Source organism: Sphingomonas japonica, from assembly GCF_006346325.1.
GTDB lineage: Bacteria > Pseudomonadota > Alphaproteobacteria > Sphingomonadales > Sphingomonadaceae > Sphingomonas > Sphingomonas japonica.
Genome location: NZ_VDYR01000001.1, coordinates 251,027 through 272,523, shown reverse-complemented (window position 1 = coordinate 272,523; position 21,497 = coordinate 251,027). Strand labels below are relative to the sequence as shown.

The 21,497-nt window shown below is 65.1% G+C and carries 19 protein-coding genes, 1 tRNA gene and 2 pseudogenes; 13 read left to right on the top strand and 9 right to left on the bottom strand.

Annotated elements, in window-relative coordinates; genetic code table 11:
- Positions 1-65: 65 nt before the first annotated feature.
- The gene (uvrB, locus tag FHY50_RS01425) at positions 66-2,264 is read right to left on the bottom strand and encodes an excinuclease ABC subunit UvrB (protein ID WP_140046625.1); all 2,199 of its coding nucleotides are present in this window, start codon (positions 2,262-2,264) and stop codon (positions 66-68) included.
- A gap of 218 nt (positions 2,265-2,482) precedes the next feature.
- Between uvrB and FHY50_RS01420 the strand changes: the two genes are divergently transcribed.
- From FHY50_RS01420 to FHY50_RS01410, 3 genes are all read left to right on the top strand, one after another.
- Positions 2,483-2,692, top strand: a complete 210-nt coding sequence (locus tag FHY50_RS01420; protein WP_140046624.1) for a cold-shock protein — start codon at positions 2,483-2,485, stop codon at positions 2,690-2,692.
- Positions 2,693-2,764: 72 nt separating this feature from the next.
- Complete coding sequence (locus FHY50_RS01415; protein ID WP_140046623.1) at positions 2,765-2,968, top strand: hypothetical protein; 204 nt, start codon at positions 2,765-2,767, stop codon at positions 2,966-2,968.
- A gap of 55 nt (positions 2,969-3,023) precedes the next feature.
- Complete coding sequence (locus FHY50_RS01410; RefSeq protein ID WP_166745469.1) at positions 3,024-3,470, top strand: CHRD domain-containing protein; 447 nt, start codon at positions 3,024-3,026, stop codon at positions 3,468-3,470.
- A 12-nt stretch (positions 3,471-3,482) separates the two neighbouring features.
- Here FHY50_RS01410 and FHY50_RS14110 read toward each other — a convergent pair.
- Positions 3,483-3,688, bottom strand: a tRNA-Ala gene (locus tag FHY50_RS14110).
- A 35-nt stretch (positions 3,689-3,723) separates the two neighbouring features.
- On the opposite strand from FHY50_RS14110, the gene FHY50_RS01400 reads away from it, so the two are divergent.
- A complete protein-coding gene (locus FHY50_RS01400) occupies positions 3,724-5,334 on the top strand; it encodes an alpha-N-arabinofuranosidase (RefSeq protein WP_420030869.1) in 1,611 nt (536 codons plus the stop codon).
- Between the two features lie 253 nt (positions 5,335-5,587).
- Here the strand turns inward: FHY50_RS01400 and FHY50_RS01395 are convergent, their stop codons facing one another.
- The 4 genes from FHY50_RS01395 to FHY50_RS01380 form a co-directional block, all read right to left on the bottom strand.
- Entirely contained in the window at positions 5,588-5,989 is a 402-nt protein-coding gene (locus tag FHY50_RS01395; protein ID WP_140046621.1) for a hypothetical protein, read from the bottom strand.
- A 146-nt stretch (positions 5,990-6,135) separates the two neighbouring features.
- Positions 6,136-6,753, bottom strand: coding sequence for a hypothetical protein (locus FHY50_RS01390; protein WP_140046620.1), 618 nt, complete (start codon positions 6,751-6,753; stop codon positions 6,136-6,138).
- A 228-nt stretch (positions 6,754-6,981) separates the two neighbouring features.
- Positions 6,982-7,398: a secondary thiamine-phosphate synthase enzyme YjbQ gene (locus tag FHY50_RS01385; protein WP_140046619.1), complete on the bottom strand. Its 417-nt coding sequence runs from the start codon at positions 7,396-7,398 to the stop codon at positions 6,982-6,984.
- Positions 7,399-7,832: 434 nt separating this feature from the next.
- Complete coding sequence (locus FHY50_RS01380; RefSeq protein ID WP_140046618.1) at positions 7,833-8,729, bottom strand: LysR family transcriptional regulator; 897 nt, start codon at positions 8,727-8,729, stop codon at positions 7,833-7,835.
- Between the two features lie 119 nt (positions 8,730-8,848).
- Here FHY50_RS01380 and FHY50_RS01375 point away from each other — a divergent pair, with 119 nt between their 5' ends.
- From FHY50_RS01375 to FHY50_RS14275, 5 genes are all read left to right on the top strand, one after another.
- A complete protein-coding gene (locus FHY50_RS01375) occupies positions 8,849-9,856 on the top strand; it encodes a zinc-dependent alcohol dehydrogenase family protein (protein ID WP_140046617.1) in 1,008 nt (335 codons plus the stop codon).
- Positions 9,857-9,883: 27 nt separating this feature from the next.
- Positions 9,884-10,666: an NAD(P)H-dependent oxidoreductase gene (locus FHY50_RS01370; RefSeq protein ID WP_140046616.1), complete on the top strand. Its 783-nt coding sequence runs from the start codon at positions 9,884-9,886 to the stop codon at positions 10,664-10,666.
- Positions 10,667-10,892: 226 nt separating this feature from the next.
- A complete protein-coding gene (locus FHY50_RS01365) occupies positions 10,893-11,654 on the top strand; it encodes an enoyl-CoA hydratase/isomerase family protein (protein ID WP_140046615.1) in 762 nt (253 codons plus the stop codon).
- A 92-nt stretch (positions 11,655-11,746) separates the two neighbouring features.
- On the top strand, positions 11,747-12,307 hold the full coding sequence (locus FHY50_RS01360) for an SRPBCC family protein (RefSeq protein ID WP_243846666.1): 561 nt from the start codon (positions 11,747-11,749) through the stop codon (positions 12,305-12,307).
- Between the two features lie 438 nt (positions 12,308-12,745).
- Positions 12,746-13,816, top strand: a complete 1,071-nt coding sequence (locus tag FHY50_RS14275; RefSeq protein WP_166745468.1) for a CBS domain-containing protein — start codon at positions 12,746-12,748, stop codon at positions 13,814-13,816.
- A 312-nt stretch (positions 13,817-14,128) separates the two neighbouring features.
- Here the strand turns inward: FHY50_RS14275 and FHY50_RS01350 are convergent.
- Positions 14,129-14,317, bottom strand: a pseudogene (locus tag FHY50_RS01350) (DUF1330 domain-containing protein); the annotation flags it as partial.
- A 221-nt stretch (positions 14,318-14,538) separates the two neighbouring features.
- On the opposite strand from FHY50_RS01350, the gene FHY50_RS01345 reads away from it, so the two are divergent.
- The 4 genes from FHY50_RS01345 (at position 14,539) to FHY50_RS01330 (ending at position 20,317) form a co-directional block, all read left to right on the top strand.
- Positions 14,539-15,201, top strand: coding sequence for a multiubiquitin domain-containing protein (locus FHY50_RS01345; RefSeq protein WP_140046613.1), 663 nt, complete (start codon positions 14,539-14,541; stop codon positions 15,199-15,201).
- The gene (locus tag FHY50_RS01340; RefSeq protein WP_140046612.1) at positions 15,176-16,372 is read left to right on the top strand and encodes a ThiF family adenylyltransferase; all 1,197 of its coding nucleotides are present in this window, start codon (positions 15,176-15,178) and stop codon (positions 16,370-16,372) included. The genes FHY50_RS01345 and FHY50_RS01340 overlap by 26 nt, the downstream gene beginning before the upstream one ends.
- Positions 16,369-16,851 carry a ubiquitination-like system serine protease family protein gene (locus FHY50_RS01335; RefSeq protein ID WP_140046611.1) on the top strand — a complete coding sequence of 161 codons (483 nt, stop codon included), beginning with the start codon at positions 16,369-16,371 and terminating at the stop codon, positions 16,849-16,851. The genes FHY50_RS01340 and FHY50_RS01335 overlap by 4 nt, the downstream gene beginning before the upstream one ends.
- A gap of 100 nt (positions 16,852-16,951) precedes the next feature.
- Entirely contained in the window at positions 16,952-20,317 is a 3,366-nt protein-coding gene (locus FHY50_RS01330; protein ID WP_140046610.1) for a TM0106 family RecB-like putative nuclease, read from the top strand.
- A 1-nt stretch (position 20,318) separates the two neighbouring features.
- On the opposite strand, the gene FHY50_RS01325 is transcribed toward FHY50_RS01330, so the two are convergent.
- Positions 20,319-20,846, bottom strand: coding sequence for a hypothetical protein (locus FHY50_RS01325; RefSeq protein WP_140046609.1), 528 nt, complete (start codon positions 20,844-20,846; stop codon positions 20,319-20,321).
- Between the two features lie 143 nt (positions 20,847-20,989).
- Positions 20,990-21,481 (bottom strand): annotated as a pseudogene (locus tag FHY50_RS01320) (DUF427 domain-containing protein).
- Between the last annotated feature and the right edge of the window lie 16 nt (positions 21,482-21,497).

Below are 21,497 nucleotides of genomic sequence, written 5' to 3'. Positions count from 1 at the left end.
CCCGCTGATCCGCCTGAAAGCAGGCAGGCGATGCCCTGCGCGCCATGCGCAGTGCTGCAAAGGCGTCACCGCCCGCGTGGCCCGCCGCCCATGCGCATCTTGCTCTGCTTGCCATAGCGGGTCTTGCGCGTGCCCGGCTTGCCTTCGTTCGAGCGCCCCATCACCGGGGCGCGCTTCTGGTGATCGGGCAACCCCAGTTCGTCGGCCTCCAGCGAACGGATCTCGTCGCGCAGCCGTCCCGCAGTCTCGAACTCCAGGTCCGCCGCTGCCTTGCGCATCTGCTTCTCCAGGTCTTCGATATAGGCGCGCAGATTGTGGCCGACCATGTGCGGGCGGTCGGCATCGATCTCGACCGTCACCTGGTCCTTCGACGCGACATGCGCGATGATGTCGCCGATGTCGCGCTTGATCGTCGCCGGAGTGATGCCGTGCGCGGCATTGTACGCCTCCTGCTTCTCGCGCCGCCGGTTGGTTTCGCCCAGCGCACGCTCCATGCTGCCGGTCATGCGGTCCGCGTACAGGATCACGCGCCCGTCGACGTTGCGCGCGGCGCGGCCGATTGTCTGGATCAGCGAAGTTTCGCTACGCAGGAACCCTTCCTTGTCGGCGTCGAGGATCGCGACAAGCCCGCATTCCGGGATGTCCAGCCCCTCGCGCAGCAGGTTGATGCCCACCAGCACGTCGTACACGCCCATGCGCAGGTCACGGATCAGCTCGATGCGCTCCAGCGTCTCGACGTCGGAGTGCATGTAGCGGACCTTGATCCCCGCCTCGTGCATATACTCGGTCAAGTCCTCGGCCATGCGCTTGGTCAGCGTCGTCACCAACGTGCGATAGCCCGCCTCGGCCGTCTTCTTGGCCTCGACGATCAGATCCTGGACCTGCTCCTCTACCGGCTTGATCTCGACCGGCGGGTCGATCAGGCCGGTAGGACGGATGACCTGCTCGACGAATACGCCGCCGGTCCGCTCCATCTCCCACCCGCCCGGCGTCGCCGAGACATAGGTGGTCTGCGGCCGCATCGCGTCCCATTCATTGAAGCGCAGCGGGCGGTTGTCGATGCACGAGGGCAAGCGGAAACCATATTCGGCCAGCGTGATCTTGCGCCGGTGGTCGCCGCGCGCCATCGCATTGATCTGGCCGATCGTCTGGTGGCTCTCATCGACGAACAGCAGCGCGTTCTCGGGCAGATATTCGAACAGGGTCGGCGGCGGCTCACCCGGCAGGCGACCGGTCAGGAAGCGCGAATAATTCTCGATGCCCGCACAGCTTCCCGTCGCCGCGATCATCTCGAGATCGAAATTGGTGCGCTGCTCCAGCCGCTGCGCCTCGAGCAGCTTTCCCTCCACCTCCAGCTCCTTGAGCCGCTCGGTCAGCTCATGCTTGATCGCGCCCGCCGCCTGCTTGAGCGTGGGGCCCGGCGTTACATAATGGCTGTTGGCATAGATGCGAATCGACGCCAGGCTCGCCACCTTCGAGCCCGTCAGCGGATCGAACTCGGTGATCTCCTCGATCTCGTCGCCGAAGAAGCTGATGCGCCACGCGCTGTCCTCGTAATGCGAGGGGAAGATCTCCAGGCTGTCCCCGCGCACACGAAAATTGCCGCGCGCGAACGCGGCGTCGTTGCGCTTGTACTGGAGCGCGACCAGCTTGCGGATGATCTCGCGCTGGTCGGCGACCTGGCCCTTTTTCAGGTCGAAGATCATCGCCGAATAGGTCTCGACCGATCCGATGCCATAGATGCACGAAACCGACGCGACGATGATGACGTCATCGCGCTCCAGCAGCGACCGGGTGGCGCTGTGCCGCATCCGGTCGATCGCCTCGTTTACCGAGCTTTCCTTCTCGATATACGTGTCCGACCGCGGCACATAGGCCTCCGGCTGGTAATAGTCGTAATAGCTGACGAAATACTCGACCGCGTTGTCGGGGAAAAACGACTTGAACTCGCCGTAAAGCTGCGCCGCCAGGATCTTGTTGGGCGCGAGGATCAGCGCCGGGCGCTGCAATTCCTCGATCACCTTGGCCATCGTGAACGTCTTGCCGGAGCCCGTTACCCCCAGCAGCACCTGGTCGCGCTCGCCGGCCGACGCGGCCTCGACGAGTTCGCGGATCGCTTCGGGCTGGTCGCCTGCCGGCCGATAGTCCGACACCAGCTTGAACGGGCGCCCGCCCTCCGCCTTGGCGGGACGTGCAGGACGATGCGGGATGAAGTTCTGCCCGGTATCGGGCTCGTCGAGCGACGTGCGGATCTGGATTGCCATCGCCGCGATATAGGAATGCGCGCGACGCGAACAAATGACCAGCAGGCAGGGAAACTGGCAGCTTCCTTGCTATTTCTGCGGCCTTGCCCCATATGCGGGTGGCTACAGTCGCATATCGACGGTCTACGGCGCTTTGCGGCTCCTTCTCCTTCTTTCCCTGCTGCCACGGCACCGGGCGCGCTGCATTGGCTCGCCCCCGAAAGACAAGGAGACCTTCTATGATCACCGGAACCGTCAAGTTCTTCAATGCCGACAAGGGCTATGGCTTCATCGCGCCGGATGGCGGCGGCAACGATGCCTTCGTCCATATCAGCGCGGTCGAGCGTGCAGGCATGGTCACGCTTCAGCAGGACCAGCGCGTGCAGTACGAGCTCGAGAACGACAAGCGCGGCAAGCAGGCCGCGGTCAATCTCCAGGCTGCAGACTGACATCCATGCGACGGCGGCCCGGTTCGCGGGCCGCCGTTTCTGTCCATCCCCTTGTGTGGAGTGACGAATCGCATGGCCGACAACCCCGAATTCTACCGCGCTCGCGCCGCTGCCGAGCTCGAAGCCGCCGCTGCCGCGACGCTCGATAATGTCCGCGACCGCTGCGAGCGCGCCGGACGTGCCTGGGAACAGATGGCGGATCGCGCCGAGCGGACCCAGAAACTGCGCGAAGCCCGCGAGGCCGCGACTGCCGAACGCGCGCTCGCCGACCACTGAACGCCCGCGCACGAATCCCTTTCCTAGCGCTGCGGTGCAGGCTAGCGTGCGGCACATGATTATTGTCCGCGTCTGCCGCATCGCCGTCCCGATCCTCACTGCCGCCTCGCTCGGGGCTTGCGCGACCATCGCCGGTACCGTCGGCCAGACCTGGACGACCGCGCTGGTGGGAAATCAGGAAGTGCCCGGCCCGGGCGATCGCGACGGCACCGGCACCGCCAAGGTGACCGCCGATGCGACCACGAACACTGTATGCGTGGATATCCAGGTGCGAGGCATCTCTACGCCGACCGCGGCGCACATCCACCGCGGCGCGCTGGGCGTCGCCGGACCGCCGGTGCTTCCGCTGACCGCCCCGGTCGACGGATCGACCAAGGAATGCCTCAATGTCGAAAAGGCGCTCGCCGCGGCGATCATCGCCGCGCCCTACGACTATTATGTCAATGTCCACACTGCCGATTTCCCGGCGGGCGCCATTCGCGGGCAGCTGGCGGCGAACTGAGCTGGCGGGTGGTGGTGGAGCTGAGGGGAATCGAACCCCTGACCTCTGCAGTGCGATTGCAGAGAACCGGCGTGCAAATCTCGAAAAACCGTCGTAAATCGACCCAGCACTTGCTATCAATTCCGCCTCGATAGCGGTTTAGCGCTACGCGAATGATACGCTAGTGCTAGGTTCTGGAGATCATGCCACTCATCACCTTTGTGATCGACAACAGCTTCCGCCGCTAAACTACGCTACCTTAAGGAGGCACCGCTTGTTGAAGAATCTTTTCAGCGCGGTCGCGATACTAGCTGTGACAGCGGCGACGACGTTATCTGCACAAGAACTGCCGGTGAAAGTGACGATCGTGGCGGACGCCACCGGCCCCCGGATCGATCGCAATATCTTCGGGCAGTTTGCGGAGAATCTGGGGACCGGCATCTATGGGGGCGTCTGGGTCGGCGAGGATTCGTCAATTCCGAACGTGCGCGGCATCCGCACGGACGTGGTCGCCGCGCTCAAAGCTTTGAAGGTGGCCAGCGTCCGTTGGCCCGGGGGTTGCTTTGCTGACGAATATCATTGGCGCGACGGCATCGGTCCGCGATCGAAGCGCTCCGTGACCGTCAACGGCAGCTGGGGCAATGCACTCGAGAGGAATGATTTCGGAACCGATGAATTTTTCGACTTCGTCGAACAGATAGGCTCAGAGGCCTATATTTCGGTCAACATGGGGTCAGGTAGCGTCAAGGAGGCGGCCGATTGGCTAGCCTATATGACTGCCGATCCCCGCACGACCGCGGGAGCAGAGCGCGCCGCCAACGGTCATCCGGAACCCTATCGCGTCAAGTTTCTGGGTATCGGCAACGAGAGCTGGAGCTGCGGTGGCGCATATCGCGCCGAATATTATGTCGATGAGATGAAGCGGTACGCCCGCTTCGTCCGCAACTTGAACCTCAAGCAGCAGGGGACCGACAACCCCGCTGGCGGTTCGGTCGCAGGATCGGACCCGATGCAGCGGATCGCCGTCGGGCCGGGAACACCTGGTACCGACTATACCGAAGCGGTGATGCGCGCATGGAAGGGCCACGACTGGAGCTGGAACATCGAAGGGCTGTCGATGCACCAATATACCTGGGTCGCCTGGCCGCCGGCTTACGCCAGCACCGGCTTCGGCGAGCGCGAATATGCCACGCTGATCAAAGATACGCTGAAGATGGAGGACATGATCGCCATCCACTCGGCGGTAATGGATAAATACGACCCGGAAAAGAAGGTGCCGCTGGTCATCGACGAATGGGGAGTGTGGCTTGCCAAGCTACCAGGAAGCCGGGACGGATTCCTCCATCAGCAGAATTCGATCCGCGATGCGATCATCGCTTCGATCAACCTCAACATGTTCGCGCGCCATGCCGAACGCGTCCGCATGACGGCGATCGCCCAGATGGTGAATGTGCTGCAGGCGATGATCCTCACGGACGGGCCGAAAATGGTGCTGACGCCTACCTATCATCTGTTCAAGATGTACCTGCCGTTCCAGGATGCCACGCGGTTGCCGATCTCCTTCGACGCTGGCACCTATCGCTATGGCGATGTCAGCCTGCCGCGCATCGACGCGATCGCCGCGCGCGCCGCGGACGGAAAGCTGTGGATCGCGCTCACCAACATCGATCCTAACGAGCCGGCACGTATCGACGCGCAGATCGACGGTACTCGGTTTCAAAACGCTTCCGGCACCGTATTGACCGCCGACCAAGTCGATGCCGTCAACACATATAACAGGCCAAATGCCGTCATTCCAAAGCCGGCCGCCGCTCGTGTGACGGACGGTCGGATGACCCTCACATTGCCGCCAAAATCCGTCACGGTGTTGGCGGTTACCCCATAGCGCAAGGACGCTAGGGGCGCAGCGCCGATCCTCGACGCGGATTAACGCGTTGCAAAGCTCACAACATACTGTCGGAACCTTGGAGCGCGCAAACCAGACTCGTGAGCGGACATCCACGCGCTCTCCGGGCGTAACCGCAAGCGGACATACGTTCACCTCAGTCGGATGCTTCTCCTACGATCTGCGCGAGCCTTTCCGAACGGCCGGTGTTAGGTGGAAAGCGGGCTGGCAGCTTTGCAGTGAGTGGGCGCGATTAGCGGCCGTTGGGTAGACCCGGCTTTGCGAGACGCAAAAGGCTCGCGCGTATCATCGGCTTTCCGGTGGCGCCGTTTGGGATCACCTCGCCGGACAGATAAACAACGGGTCGGACGTTGCCGAACGCATCCGGCCGCTCAGATTGCAAAATGCGTTCATAGGCCTGATCGACACTGTCATTGGCTGTGGCGAAACCTACACCGGGGCAGCCGCGTCCGGATACCGATGCTCCACATTCAATGCAGCCGTCTTTGGCTGCGTGAGCGAAGAGAACGGCAGTGCCTTTGACCTTGTCGCCAAGCGACAAAGACCAACACTGATTAGCATCGATTTCGACCGGCTTGGAAGCGCACGACGCCAGCGCGATGACGCTGAGCAGCGAAAGTCTGAATGACCGCATTTTGCTATGGTCACACAACTGCCTAACGTCCGCAATTGGGCGTAAGCGGCCTCCCCGGCACGGCGGACGCTTCCTCCGCCGCGGCCACCATCTGAGCGGCCGGAAATAGGTGGAAAGCGGTGTGCGGAACGTCCGGTCGTGGGTGGTTAGTTGCCAGGCTGCTTAGAGCCACAATCCCTTGTTTCGGGACATTCTCGCAGCGAGATCACGCGATCGACAACGATCTCTTGCCCTGACATTCCCATATGGCCGTAGTTGCCTGGATAAATCGTTTTACGGCCGATGAACTCGATGAATGCCCTGCGGCCGCCTCGCTGCCACTTGTGCCCTATGTTCGTACGTCCGACGTCGAGCCAGATTGTCGCAGCAATGGCCCGGTCGGCTTCCTCTCTCCATTCAGGTGATTTTGAATCACCGCGCGGCCCTTCGGGTGCCTTGGTCCCTTCTGGTATGAAAACTTGGCCTTCGAACTCGTCCACCCAGATACCCCTATACCGGCGTGCAGCCTCCATCTTGTAGCATTGGTCGGTAGGCAGCGAGCCAATCACTCTGGCCTCGATATAATAGGCGCAAGGGAATTCTCGTATCAGTCGGCCATTGTAGCGATAGCAAGCACGCCCTTCGTCGGCTTCGGCGCAAGGCTTACTGAGCAGGCGTGCGCGCTCCTGATCTTCCGCGCGTGCGAACACTTCGGGATTGGGAGCAGAAAATTGCCCAAATGCGGCAGCGCTGACACCTGTCGTAGCGCAAGCCAACACTAACATCAGCCGGTATCCAAGCATACACTCTCCCCGATCAGACCCACGGTACGGTCGCTCTATCTCTGTCTGCTTTTAGATATGCTGGATGATCGAGCTAACGTCCACAATTGGGCGGGAGGCGACTTGCCGCTTTTGGATAGGAAGACCCATTCCCGGTCATTGGGCACCCCCCAGCCCGCTTCCCGTCGACTGCAATTCGTTCAGGTGCTCATCTACATTCCGCGGAAGCGACTATTCCCCTAGAAGGTGCAGCGCCAGTTGGCGGCGATGCGGGAGGCGGCGGTGCTCGAAGAGATAGATGCCTTGCCATGTTCCCAGCGCCAGATCGCCGTGCATCACCGGGATCGTCAGCTGGACCTGCGTCAGTGCCGTGCGCAGATGCGCCGGCATATCATCCGGTCCTTCATCGTCATGCGCATAGGCGTTGCTCTCCGGCGCGAGCCTCGCGAAATAGCGCTCGATGTCGCCGCGAACCTCGGGGGCTGCGTTCTCCTGGATCAGCAGTGACGCTGACGTATGTCGGCAGAAGATTGTCAGCAGACCGGTGTCGGCGCCCTGTGCACGCTGCCAAATCTCAACGCGATCGGTGACCTCGAGAAGGCCTTGCCCGCGGGTGTCGATAGTGAGGATAGCGGATGATTGGCGCATCAGGGCTCCGAAAGCGGTTAATCAGGTCGGCGGTATGCCGTTGTGGATTTTTAGGCTTCGCCGCGACGTTTTCACCATTTTTACAACCGCTGTGTCGGAACGATGTCCAATAGTGCAGGCATCCAGCGGGTCCGCACAGACCCAAAGGCGGACATCCACACACCTCTGCCCTCTTCCTGGAAGCGGTCGCTCGTTCATCTCGATCTCAGATGACAGCTAAGCGCCCCAAGCCCGTCATTCCGCACCCGCTCAATCGATCCTGAAAGCTGCCGTTCGCTGCTACCGCGATTGGAAGACCGACTATGGGCACTTTCCTGCCCCGCAGCCATCGAGAACTCCGAAGAAGATAGCGGCCGTTCGTTGTGCCGTCAGCCGTTTTAAAAGTGATCGTGTGCGGAAAAATGGGCCCAGTCCTTAATACGCCGGGCGAAACGTCAAGCTAACGCAGCGAGCCTGTCACGTAGCCAACTCTGTGCCGGATGGTTGGTCGTGCGTTCGTGCCAGATACAGGTAATGGCAAATCCGGATATGTGGAGCGGCGGTTCCAGCACCTGCACCCGCTCTGACCAACCGTCTGCGATCCGACGTGGAACCACCGCGATCATGTCGGATCGTAACACGATCTCCGGCACGATCAGGAAGCCCGACGTGGACAAGGCGACGGTGCGACGGCGGCCGATCGCTTCGAGTGCCGCATCGGTGGGCCCGGCAAAGCCTCCGCCCCGAGTCGAAACGACGACGTGGTCCAGCGCGCAGAACACGTCCAGATCAAGGGTACCGCGCACGGCCGGATGCCCCTGTCGCGCGATGACCACATACTCCTCCTCGTAGAGGTGGCGCTGGCGCATCCCCGCCGGCGCGGTTTCGGGCCTCGCCAAGGCCAAGTCCACCTCGCCACGCTCTAGCTGCGTCGCGAGTGCCAGCAGGTCGGGCATGGAACGCCAGGCGATGCGGATCATCGGCGCCTCGGTCCGCAGGGCGACCGAGTAGCGTGCGAGCAGCGCATACTGGGCGTAGTCACTCGCCGCGATCACTACGGTCGAGCGCAGGGTTTCCGGATCGAACGGCGCTCCTCGCTCGACGACGCGGCGAACACTCTCCAGTGCCTCCTGAAGCGGCTGCATCATCTCGAGTGCCCGCTGGGTCAGGACCATCCCGCGCTGTCCCGGGATCAGTAGCGGATCGCCCAGTGCATCACGGAGCCGCGCCAACCGTGCCGACAGGGCAGGTTGGCTGAGGTTCAGCCGGCGCGCGGCGCGTGAGACGTTACGCTCCGCAAGGAGGGTCTCAAGCGTCACGAGAAGCCCGAGATCGAGGTTCTTGGTATCCATCGTTTGGATGACTCCACATAAAACTTTAGATTTCAATACCCACGCTGGTCCCACCATTAAGGTGTGCGCGGGTCGAGCCCCGCGACGCTTAAATCGACGGGACGGATATCAGTTTCCTTATGAGAGCTATTCAGGCCTATCCGCAGCGGGGGCTCGACGGCCTGACGCTGGTGGACCTCCCGGACCCCGGTGAACCCGGGCCGGACGCCATCCGCGTGCGCGTGCACGCCACTTCCCTGAACTTCCACGATCTGGGTGTAGTGACGGGGCGGCTGCCGTCCATCGACGGTCGCATCCCCATGGCCGACGGCGCCGGAGTGGTGGAGGCGATCGGTTCCGGGGTCACGGAGTTCAAGCCCGGCGACCACGTCGTATCCACCTTCTTCCCGACCTGGCTGAACGGTGAGGCCACCATCGCCGACTTCGCCACCACTCCGGGCGACGGGATCGACGGCTTCGCCCAGGAGGTCGTGGTGGCGCCGGCCACGGCCTTCACGCGCGCCCCGACAGGCTGGAGCCACGCCGAAGCAGCGACCCTGACCACAGCTGGGGTGACGGCCTGGCGGGCCCTGGTGGTCAATGGCGGCCTCAAGGCCGGCGACAGCGTGTTGGTTCTCGGAACCGGTGGCGTGTCGATCTTCGCGCTGCAGATCGCGCGGGCAATGGGAGCCACGGTGATCGCGACTTCCTCCTCGGACGAGAAGCTGGAGCGGCTCCGCGCGATGGGCGCTGCGCACGTCATCAACTACCGCCAGGACGAGAACTGGGGCGACCGCGCGCAGGACCTGACGGGCGGCACGGGCGTGGACCATGTCGTGGAGGTAGGCGGCCCAGGAACACTGGCGCAGTCGATCAAGGCAGCCCGCGTCGGCGGCCACCTCTCCCTGATCGGCGTGCTGACCGGGATGACGGGTGACGTGCCGACAGCCATGCTCATGGCGCGGCAGCAGCGGCTTCAAGGCCTGATCGTCGGCAGTCGCCGGCACCAACTGGACCTGATCCGCGGTCTCGACGCCGTTCACGCCCTCCCGGTGATCGACCGCTCCTTTCCGCTGGCCGAAATCGCGGACGCCTTCCGGTTCCAGGAATCCGGCGGCCATTTCGGCAAGATCGTCGTCGAATTCTAGCAACCCCAACCATCAGGAGAAGACATCATGAAGGTTCTCATCGTCTACGCGCACCCAGAACCCACTTCGCTGACACGGCAGTTGGTCAACGTGACCGCCGAGACGTTGTCGGCAGCGGGGCATACCGTGATGCATTCGGACCTCTACGGCATGAGGTGGAAGGCGGTGTACGACGCCCATGACTTCCCGACGCGTGCGAACCCCGAACGTCTGTCACTCATCCATGAGGGCGGCCACGCTTACGCAAGCGGGCACCAGTTGTCGGATGTGGCGGTCGAGCAGCAGAAGCTGATCGCGGCCGATGCCGTCATCCTGCAGTTCCCGATGTGGTGGTACTCGGTGCCCGCGATCATGAAGAGCTGGATAGAGCGGGTCTTCGTCTGGGGCTTCGGCTTCGGCTACAAGGACGGTACCAACAACTACCGTTTCGGCGACGGCGCCCTCAAGGGGAAGCGAGCGCTGGTCGAAGTGCAGACAGGCGGCGGGGCGGCCGACTATGGCCCGCGCGGTATCAATGGCCCGATCGAGCAACTGCTGTTCCCGCTCACCCATGGCGCGCTGTTCTACGCCGGCATGGACGTACTCCCAACGCACGCGGTCCATAGCACGATGAGCGTGACCACGGCGGAGAAGGTGGAGGCCATCAAGGACGCGTGGCGTGAGCGTCTAGCCGGACTGTTCACCGACACGCCAATTTCCTTCCGCTCGCAAAATGGCGGTGACTACCCCGATCGCCACACCTTGGCCGACCACGTCGCGCCGGGGCAGACCGGTCTCGTCGCGCACTTCGCCGATCCGGGCGACGCATAGAGAGCTCAGCGATGTCGGTCGGTCAGGCCGCCTGCGGCGGCGGCCAGATCCCCATGATCGACGCGCCGACCGGAAGGGCGGGCGACTCATCGAAGGCCAGGCTCATGTCGTGGCCCACAGAGCCTGCAGAAACTGAGCGCCGGCGAGTGCCGGCATCGAATGGAACCGATCCGCGACACCAAACAAGTTCGCGCTGCGATCGCATTACGGATGGAATGAGCCGGGCATGACGAACTTCAGCAATTACCGGGACGGATTTCCGAATGCCCGGCTGACGCGATCGGATAGTGGCGTGCTCGAGATAGCGCTCCATACCGATGGTAACAGCCTGGTCTTCAACGGGCACACGCACAAGCAGTTCGTGGACCTCTTCCACGACGTCGGGCAGGATCAGGATAACCGGGTCGTCATTCTTACCGGCACCGGCGACGCCTTCATGGAAGAGTTCTCGCCGGACGGCATCGATTTCTCCCCCCAGGGCTACAACAAGATCTTCCGCGAGGGCCGGAAGGTCCTCATGAACATCCTCGACATCGAGGTGCCGATGATCTCGGCGGTCAACGGGCCGACGAGAGTCCATTCCGAATACGTGCTCCTCACCGACATCGTCCTGGCGACCCCCGAGACGGTCTTCCAGGACAAGCCGCACCTCGGGATGGGGGTGACGGCCGGTGACGGCGTGAACCTCATGTGGCCGGAGGTCATCGGCAGCGTGAGGGGCAGATACTTCATCCTGACGCGGCAGGAGCTCGATGCCGCCACCGCGAAGGAGTGGGGCGCCGTCAACGAGGTCTTGCCGCGGGAGGCGCTCCTGCCGCGAGCCCACGAGATCGCGGAAACGCTCGCCGCGCTGCCCAACCTGACCACCAGCTACGCTCGCATCTGCCTCACGCAGAAGCTCCGCCGCATCATCGACGAGGGTGTCGGGTACGGGCTGGCTTTGGAGGGGATCAGTGCGTTGGAGGTCGCCAGGACGCAGGGGGCCTAATCGGGCGAGGGCTTTTCCCCCCCCCGCGTCACCCGCCGACCCCGGCGGCAACGACCAACAACGAAATTCGCAACACAAAGGAAACATATACGATGATGAACGCGATCGAATGGCCGGAAAGTTACCTCCCCGGCTACGCCGACAATTTCGCCTCTAACGAAGCAATCGTCGCCGGCCTGACCGCCGCCGAGATTTGGCCATTCCTCACCGAGCCGACGCGCTGGCCGAGCTACTATGCCAACAGCGCCAACGTGCGCTTCCCTAACGGCGATGGCCCGGCGCTCACACTCGGCCGCCGCTTCTCCTTTGATACGTTCGGCTTCCTGATCAACGCCGAGGTGGTGGAGTACGTCGCCCCGGTGGGCGGCCAGCCCGGCCGGGTTGGTTGGCACGGATGGGGCGGCGAAGGGGATGGCCGCCTGGACGTCCACCACGCCTGGTTGATCGAGGACCTGCAGGGCGACCGTGTCCGCATCCTGACGCAGGAGACGCAGAACGGTGCGCCGGCCAAGGACTTGGCGACGACCGTGCCGAATCCCATGCTCAACGGTCACCAGGAATGGCTTGACGGGCTGGTTGCCGCAGCTCGCGGCACCAGCGGCGACGGCCGCGCCATTAATGCCTCGGCTGGGCCTAGGGTTGTCGGTCATTAAGTTTCGAAGCATAATTGGCGGCGCCGCGGCCCGCAGCGCCGCCAACGTTCCGGTCCTGCCATCTGCTTAGCACTGCGATGTCGCGCATGGGCTGAACCGATGTGACCATCCGGACGAACGCCGCCGACCTATTCAAAAATCCCCAGCCCGGGCTCGGGCGACGCGCGGTCATTCGTGCGGGATAAGCATCGCCAATACCGCTCAGGAGAACATAATGTCTGACGTAAGCGACCCACATGCGGTCATTACAGAGCCAACGGCTCGCTCCCAGCTCCCGCCACTCGTTCATCCAGGGTGGACGTAAAACTTTCGCTGCTTGCCTGCTCACCTCTCCAACTAGGCATCGACCGCGAACGGTTGCAGTGACAGAGTTGGAGTAGCCGGCAAAAGCCCGGCCGCGAGCAGCCCGTGGCGGGAGCCGCTATTTGGAGGGACGACGTGCCGCCGACCGAACTGACCACCATCCGCGACACGCTCCGCGAGGGACGGGCTGTCAATCCGGTCACCGTGCGCGAGTTTCTATCTTGGTTCGATGCGAAGCGTCGCGGCATCTCGATTGTCGCACGCATCCGCGAAGATCTGGAGTCGCTTCAGCTCTCTACGGTGCCTGACTTCGAGGAGCCGTGGATCGACGGATTAATCGCCTTCCACTTAGTTGGCGTCGTTGAGGCGGAGGGGCACGCCGCGGGCAGCTCCATCGCGACGGCCGGAGGAGTGGCGCTGCACGCGTCAGACGCAGTGCAAGCGGAACCGGAACCAGAACCCACTTGGGAGCACCGCGAAGCGGGCTACCGACTAAGCCGCTTCCAAGCGGCTAACAAGCCGGTCGTCTCAGTCACGCCTGACGCGAGCCTCGAGCAGGCGGTCACGACGATGATGCTCAATGACTTCAGCCAGTTGCCAGTAATGGTGGGCGAACGGGAGGTGAAAGGCGTCGTGACTTGGTCCTCGATCGCGATGCGCTCGGTGCTGGGCGAGCCCGGCGGGCGGATCGCCGACTACGCGGCCACGCCAGTAGTGCTCGACGGCGATGCGTCGATTTTTGACGCGATCCAAGCAATCGTACAGCACGATTTCGTGCTGGTACGCGACCGCGAGCGGCGGATCGCGGGCATAGTAACCGCCGCCGACCTTAGCCTTCAGTTCCGCGCGCTCTCAGAGCCGTTTCTCCTGCTGAGCGAGATCGAAACGCATGTGCGCAATATGATCGGACAGACCTTCACGGTCCCGGAGCTAGTCGCAGCCCGCGATCCCGGCAGCACGCACGAGGTCCACTCGGTCGCGGACCTCACTTTCGGCGAATACGTCTTCTTGCTGCGTAAGCCAGCGAACTGGAGACGCCTCGGCGTACGGATCGACCGCGCGGCGTTCTGCGAGCAGCTCGATCGGATCCGCGCCATCCGCAACCAAGTGATGCACTTCGACCCGGACGGCTTAGACGAAAGTGACATCCAGGTTCTTCAGGAATTTTCTGTCTTCCTGAAGCGGGTCGAGGCGATCGGCGGCTGAGGCGGGCTAGCATAGACAGCCAGCTGCGGTAGCTAAGTCCGCTTGGACACTGTTCCCCGCTGACCAGACCCACTTCCAGTCGTTCAGAGGCATCTTTCCACTTCCCGGAAGCGGACGCTTGTTCATCTCGGCAGGTACGAAATGAGTGCAGATGGTGCGCCTGCACCAGATGGCCGGTCATTCCTCGCGCAGGCGATCTGACGCGGACTTCTGACACCGCGAACCTCGCGGAAAACGGACGTTTGCGTGTTGGTGTCACAACTGGACGGTTGTGACACCGAGAGGAAGCGACCAGCAGCGCCATTCCTGCTTTCAGGCGGCCATGCCCTCGATGATGAATACCCTGTATTCGGCCCCTTTCAGCCGGTGCTTTAGCGCTTCCTGATAAAGCGGGCTCTCATAGGCCGCCTTGGCGGCAGCGATACTCGGGAACTCGACAATGACCGCGCCGTCCACTGGCGCTCCCTCCAACGTCTCGACCGCACCGTAGAAGGCAAGCGGGGTAGCAGGATGATCACAGACTCATTCAGCTGGCTCAGGCGCTTTTGAATGTGGCCCATCCACCACTGCCTGGAAGCGCGAAAAAGACGCCGACGCTCAAATAGTCCAAATTCGGACTTGCAATCCAATATGGTCCAACCGTAGATAGTCCGCATCGGGACCGAAAGCCGTAATCAGTCCAGCTCCGAATCGTCCCGGGTCGTGCTGGAGGGAGATTGGTGATGTCTAAACTGATTGAATACGAAGTCGACGGGTCGGCGCTGGTCACCGATGACGAGAGGGTCGATGGACGCGCGGTCCGCGTCGCGGCCGGCCTGGTGCCTGCTAGCGCGTTCGTGCTCATCCGCACCGACGGTGGCCTTGCACAGTCCGTCGGTCTGGAGGAACCGGTCACGCTTTCGGGGGGCCTGCGGCCGGTGTTCCGCTCCTTCGACAGCGATCACGTCAACACGCTCGAGGTCGACGAACGCGGCTGGGAGTGGGGTGCGGACGCGATCTCCGAGACGGACATCCGGTCGATCGCCCGTATCGCGGACGACCACGAGCTGATCCTCGACTCCGACGGCGACCGGCCGATCGCCCGCGGGGCAATGGTCCGTCTTTCCGGCGGCGGCGTCGAGCGCGTTCGTTCGCGTAAGGCCGCCCCTGCGACGATCTCGATCCTTGTCAACGCCCGCCGCCGCGAGGTGAAGCCCGGCACGATCAGCTTCGAGCAGCTCGTGGCGCTGGCCTTCCCGGCGCCTCCGACGGGAGCGCAGGTCGCGTTCACGGTCAGCTACCGCAAGGGCCCGCCGCCCCGCCCCGAGGGATCGCTCGTCCCCGGCCAGTCCGTCCACGTGATCGAGGGGATGACGTTCCATGTCACAGCAACTGATAAGTCGTAGTCCCGACCTCCTGCGCCTGCAGGAGGATGGATACGAGGTGGCCGTCGTCGCCGGCCATCTGGTCGTGGGCAATGTTCCCTACGTCACCCCGGCGGGAACCGTGGCGCGCGGGTCGCTTGTCTCGACGCTGACGCTGGCGGGCGAGCGGACCCAGCGTCCGGACACCCACGTCGCGATGTTCGCGGGGCTCACGCCCTGCGACTCGCGAGGGGTGCCGCTGTCGCGGATCATCAACTCGAGCGCGCGGCAGGTGCTGGGCGGTGGGCTCGCCGTCGACCACATGTTCTCGAGCAAGCCGGCGGTCGGCTACTACGCCGACTACCACGAGAAGATGTCGACCTACGCTGCGATCCTCGCGAACGAGGCCGCCGCGATTGAGCCGGAGGCGACGGCGCGCACGCGCCGCGTGGTCGCCAACGACGATCCGGGCTCGCCGTTCGTCTATCTCGACACCGCCACGTCCCGCGCCGGCATCGGCGAGGTGGCGCAGCGGCTGGTGGGCGAACGGGTCGCGATTGTTGGGCTCGGCGGCACCGGCTCGTACGTGCTGGACCAGGTCGCCAAGACTCCCGTCGACCGCATCGACCTGTTCGATGGCGACGACTTCCTGCAGCACAACGCCTTCCGCGCGCCGGGCGCCGCCTCGCTCGACGAACTGCACGTCCGCCCCACCAAGGTCGGCTATCTGGCGGCGATCTACTCGCGGATGCACCGCAACGTCGTGCCCCACGCCGTCAGGCTCGAGCCGGACAACCTCGGCCTGCTCGCGGGCGCGACGTTCGTGTTCCTCTGCCTAGACGATGGCGACGCCAAGGCCGCCATCATCGCCGAGCTCGAGCGTCTCGACCTGCCCTTCATCGACGTGGGCATGGGTCTCCACCTCGTCGACGGCGCGCTCGTCGGCCAGCTGCGGGTGACGACGAGCACGCCGGGGATGCGCGAGCAGGTACGCTCGAAGGGCCGGATACCGCTGCAGGGCGCCGGACTCGACGACCTGTACGCCCGCAACATCCAGGTGGCTGATCTCAACATGGTCAACGCCGGGCTCGCCGTCATGCGCTGGAAGCGCCTCCGCGGGTTCTACGTCGATCTCGAGCGCGAGCACTTCTCTCTCTACACCCTCGACGGCAACCACCTGCTGAACGAGGATCGCCCCGGAGAGGCGGCGTGAGCGTCGCCCGGCTCGAGCCGCGCTTCGTCGAGGAGATGCCGGAGCCACTCGAGCCCGGCTTCTTCTATGTCTCGCTGGAGCATCGCTCCATGCTCCACCTGTGCGCGTGCGGCTGCGGCGAGGAGGTGTCGCTGCCGCTGACGCCGCTCGACTGGCACTTCACCTACGATGGCGAGGACATCTCGGTGTGGCCGTCCGTGGGCAGTTGGAGCCTGCCGTGCCGGTCGCACTACGTGGTCGACCGCGGGCGGGTGCGCTGGGCCTCCGACTGGTCCGAGGAGGAGGTCGCCGCGGGGCGCCGCCGCGACCGACGACGGCGCGAGTCGCATGAAGCGCACGAGGTCGGGGCGGCTGAGCCCGCGACGGTGCCGGCCGGGCAGATGCCGGCCGCCGGCGAGGTTTCGACGCCCAAGGACGGGGCGTCAGGAGCGTTCGCCGCCGCGCGGCGGTGGCTGTCGGCGCTGTGGCCAAGGGACTGACAGATGGAGGCTTTCGCTTGGCGGCACGGCCATCCGGGCTAGTATGAACGGTGCGAACGGCCGGGGGGGGCCTGTCGTCGGCGTCAACAGGAGGAAGAACATGCAGCGGCTCGACGGGACCACGCTATTCTCGGCAAGCGATCTAGTGAACTTCATGGGTTGCACGCACGCGACCGCGCTCGACCTCCGTCAGCTCGACCACCCGGTCGAGCTGGCGCCCGACGGGGAGCAGGCCAGGCTGCTGCAGGAGAAGGGGATGGAGCACGAGCGCGCCTATCTCGCGCGGCTCCGTGCCGAGGGCCGGACGGTCGTCGAGATCGACGGCGAGGGCGGGATTGAGGGCCGCGCCGAGCGCACGCGGGCGGCGCTTCGTGATGGCGCGGACGTGATCTACCAGGGCGCGTTCCTCGACATGCCCTGGCTCGGATACTCCGACTTCCTGCTGAAGGTCGATCGGCCCTCCAGGCTCGGCGATCACGCATACGAGGTCGCCGACACCAAGCTCGCCCGCTCGGCCAAGCCGAAGCACATTCTGCAGATGTGCGTGTACTGCGACATCCTCGAGCGTGAGCAGGGGGTCGCGCCCGAGACGATGCACGTCGTGCTGGGTGACGGCACCGTCGCGAGCGTCCGGGTGGACGCCGTGCTCCACTACTTCCGCTTCGCCCAGCAGCGGTTCCTCGGCTTCGCCGGCGCGGCGGTCGGGGTCTCGGCCGGCACACCCTGCGGGCACTGCTTGTTTTGCCGCTGGGCGGAGGCGTGCAAGGCGGAATGGGACGCGGCCAGCCACCTCAGCCTGGTCGCCGGCATGACCCGTGGACAGGCGGACGCGCTCCGCGCCGCCGGCGTCCCCGACCTGATCGCGCTCGCCGCGATGCCGATGGACGCGCGCGTCGACGGTGTGCGGTCCGAGCCACTGACGCGGCTGCGCGAGCAGGCCCGTCTCCAGGCCCACCAGCGCGCGACCGGGGAGCGCGTCGTCGAGCTGCTCGATGCCGAGCCGGGCCGTGGCCTGGCCCGGCTGCCGAAACCCGACGCGGGCGACATGTTCTTCGACATGGAGGGCGACCCGCTGTTCGAGGGCGGCCTCGAGTATCTGTTCGGCATCGTCACGGTCGACGGTGGCGAGGAGCGCTTCCACGAGTTTTGGGCGCATGACCGAGAGGGGGAGAAGGTGGCCTTCCAGCGCGCCGTCGACTTCATGGTCGATCGCATTCAGCGTTTTCCGGGCGCCCACATCTACCACTACGCATCCTACGAGGAGACCGCGCTCAAGCGGCTCGCGATGCTCCACGGGACGCGCGAGGGCGCGGTCGACGACTTCCTGCGCCAGCATCGGCTGGTCGACCTCTACCGCGTCGTGCGCGAGGCGATCCGAACGTCGGAGCCGGCCTACTCGATCAAGAACATGGAGAAGTTCTACCTCGGCGCGGCCCGCGGCGGCGAGGTGACCAACGCCGGCGACAGCATCGTGATCTACGAGCGCTGGCGGCGAATCGGCGGCGACCAGCTGCTGGCCGACATCGGCGAGTACAACCGCGTGGACTGCAGTTCGACGCTCAGCTGCCGCGACTGGCTCGTCGGCATGAGGGTGCCGGACGCGCCGTGGAGCGTCTGGGCGCCCGAGGACGACGCGCGGGGCGCCGCCGAGGACCGCACCGAGGCGGAGGAGAGGGTGGCGGCGATGTCCGCCGCGCTGCTCGCGGGCGACCACGCCACCGAGGGATGGCGGCGGCTGCTCGTGGACCTGCTCGAGTTCCACCGCCGCGAGAGCAAGCCCGGCTGGTGGTCGGTTTTCTCGCGCCAGGACCTGCCGCATGCCGAATTGCTTGAGGACGCGGAATGCCTAGCCGGCCTCACCGCCCATCCCGACGTGCCGCCCCGTCCCGAGAAGCGGTCCCTCATCCACACGTTCCGGTTCCCGGCGCAGGACTTCAAGCTGAAGATCGGTGACAGCCCGAAGCGCGCCGGCACGTTGGAGCCTGCCGGCGACGTCGTCGCGATCGACGAGGACGGGCTGATCATCGAGCTCAAGCTCGGGCCCAGCCGCAGCGCCATCGTCGACGGCACCGCGCTGATCCCGTCCGGACCGGTCGGCGACAAGCCCCTGCGCGCCGCCGTGTACCGGTTCGCTGAATCCATCCGCGACGGCGATCTCGGCCGCTATGCCGCGGTGCTGTCGATCCTGCGCCGCGACAAGCCGTCGATCGAGGGCCATGCGCCGGGCGCGCCGGTGGTGGATGGCCAGGATCTCGCGTCGACCATCGCGGCGCTGCTGGCGCTGCGCGACAGCCATCTGCTGATCCAGGGGCCGCCGGGCGCGGGGAAGACCTACACGGCCTCGCACGCAATCGTGGCGCTGCTCGCCGAGGGCAAGCGGGTCGGCATCGCGTCGAACGGCCACAAGGCGATCAACCAGCTGCTCGGTGAGGTCGAGGCGCTCGCCGCCGCCAACGGTCTGGCGTTCAGCGGCATCAAGAAGAACAGCTACGAGCACCAGATCCTCGGCACCGGCCGGTGGATCCAGGAGACCTTCGACAACAAGGCCGTGACGACGGGGCACCAGCTGGTCGCGGGGACGGCCTGGCTGTTCGCGCGCGAGGAGCACGACCGCGCCTTCGATTATCTCTTCGTCGACGAGGCGGGACAGGTCGGGTTGGCCAACGTCGTCGCGATGGGCGTGGCGGCGCGCAACATCGTCCTGATCGGCGACCAGATGCAGCTCGCGCAGCCGATTCAGGGCACGCATCCGGGTGGCAGCGGGGTGTCGGCGCTCCTGCACATCCTCGAGGATCAGCCCACCGTCCCGGCCGACCGCGGCGTGTTTCTCGCCGAGACCCGGCGCATGCACCCGGACCTCTGCGCTTTCGTGTCCGCCGCCATCTACGAGGGTCGACTGCGCTCCGCGCCGGGCATGGAGGTGCAGGCCGTGCTCGTCGATCCGGCGGCAGACCCCGAGGCGATCGCCACTGCCGGCCTGCGCTTCGTGGACGTGGCGAGCGTCGGCTGCACGCAGCGCTCGCGCCCCGAGGCCGAGCGGCTGGACCGGACGTATCGCGCCCTGCTTGGCGGCATGTGGCGCGACCGGCACGGTCAGGAGCGGCGGATCGGCGTCGACGACATCCTCGTCGTCAGCCCCTACAACATGCAGGTCGAGCTGCTGAAGCGCGCGCTGCCGGACGGCGCGCGGGTTGGCACCGTCGACAAGTTCCAGGGTCAGGAGGCGGCTGTCGTGCTGGTCTCGATGGCGACGTCGAGCGGCGAGGACCTGCCGCGCAACATCGACTTCCTCTACAGCCGCAACCGCCTGAATGTGGCGATCAGCCGCGCCCGCTGCCTGGCCGTGATCTACGCCAACCCGCGGCTGCTCGAGATACCGTGCAACACGATCGCACAGATGGAGCTCGTCAACGGCCTATGCTGGGCACGGAGCTTCGCTGATGCGCAGCGGGCGGCCGCGCTGTGAGCTACTTCGGCACCCTCGCCTCGCGGCGGACCTGCCCGAGCGCGGCGCAGACTCGTCTGCGGTAGTCGACGACTTGGCCGAGGAGTGCACCTCCCTCGGCTTCGAGCAGGGTCATGCGGTCGATCGTCACCGCGTTGGCCTTGAAGCTGGTGAGCGTCATCAGCGCTACCCATTCGCCGCCGCGGTCCACTGCGGCCTTGGTCACGCCGTGGCAGAGCATGGTACGCAATGCGTCGTGCTCGCGAAACTTCTGCAGCGCGGCGAGCGACACCTTGGTGTGCCCGGACGGCGTCGCATCCGACGAGAGCAACGCGATCAGGCGACCGTATCGCTGGCCGACCAGGTGCGGGAGTTTCACTCCCCTGCCCTGCGGGGCGGTGTCGTTGAGCAGCGCGAGCGTCTCCGTCACGGCCTGCTCCGAGCGTGCGAAGTTCTCGACCATCTGGCCACGCCACTGGTTGAGCCGCACGCACGCCGCGTCCAGATGCGATGGCGGTGTCGCCGCGACGATCGGTGTCAGCGCGTTCACGACCGCAGGGATACGCGCGGCCGGTTGAGAAACGGTGTTCGCGTCCTCGCCCGCTGGCCGGGGCCGGAAAGCGGTTCGTCCAATCGAGTGCGAACTTCGGCAAGCGCCGCGCCGCCAGTCCGACCGCGTCGATCACGCGTTCATCAGCCGCGGCTTCCCGGAATCCCTTTGAACGGACCCGCCACCTTCGAGGTGATCCAGCCGCCGTAGAACTCGCCCGGTTGCGGTACCACCGTCTCGCCGTCCACGCTGCAGCGGTCGAACGGCGCGTCATAGAACGCGACGTGGTCGCGCAGCACCGCGAACGGCGCGGTCGGTTTCGGTTAGCTCCAGCCCACGCGGGGCAGCACGACGCCGCGCACGACGACGTCCCAGGATATCGCCGCGCCCTTCCACTCGCAGAAGGAGCTGCCGTCGGCACGGCGAAGCACGTCGGGCGCGATGTCGGCAGGGGGGATGTAGTAACTCGGCGAATGGCTGGTCTCGAGCGTCTGGACCGCGCGGCGGGTGCCAGCGACGACGCGACCTCGATGCTCGGTCACGATGCGCGCGCCTGTGGCCTGCGCGATGGCCGGACGCGGGTAGCTCCAGACGCTCTCCTGTCCGGGGCCGGCGGGATCCGGTACCGGCCTCATGCCGGCGACGCCTTGC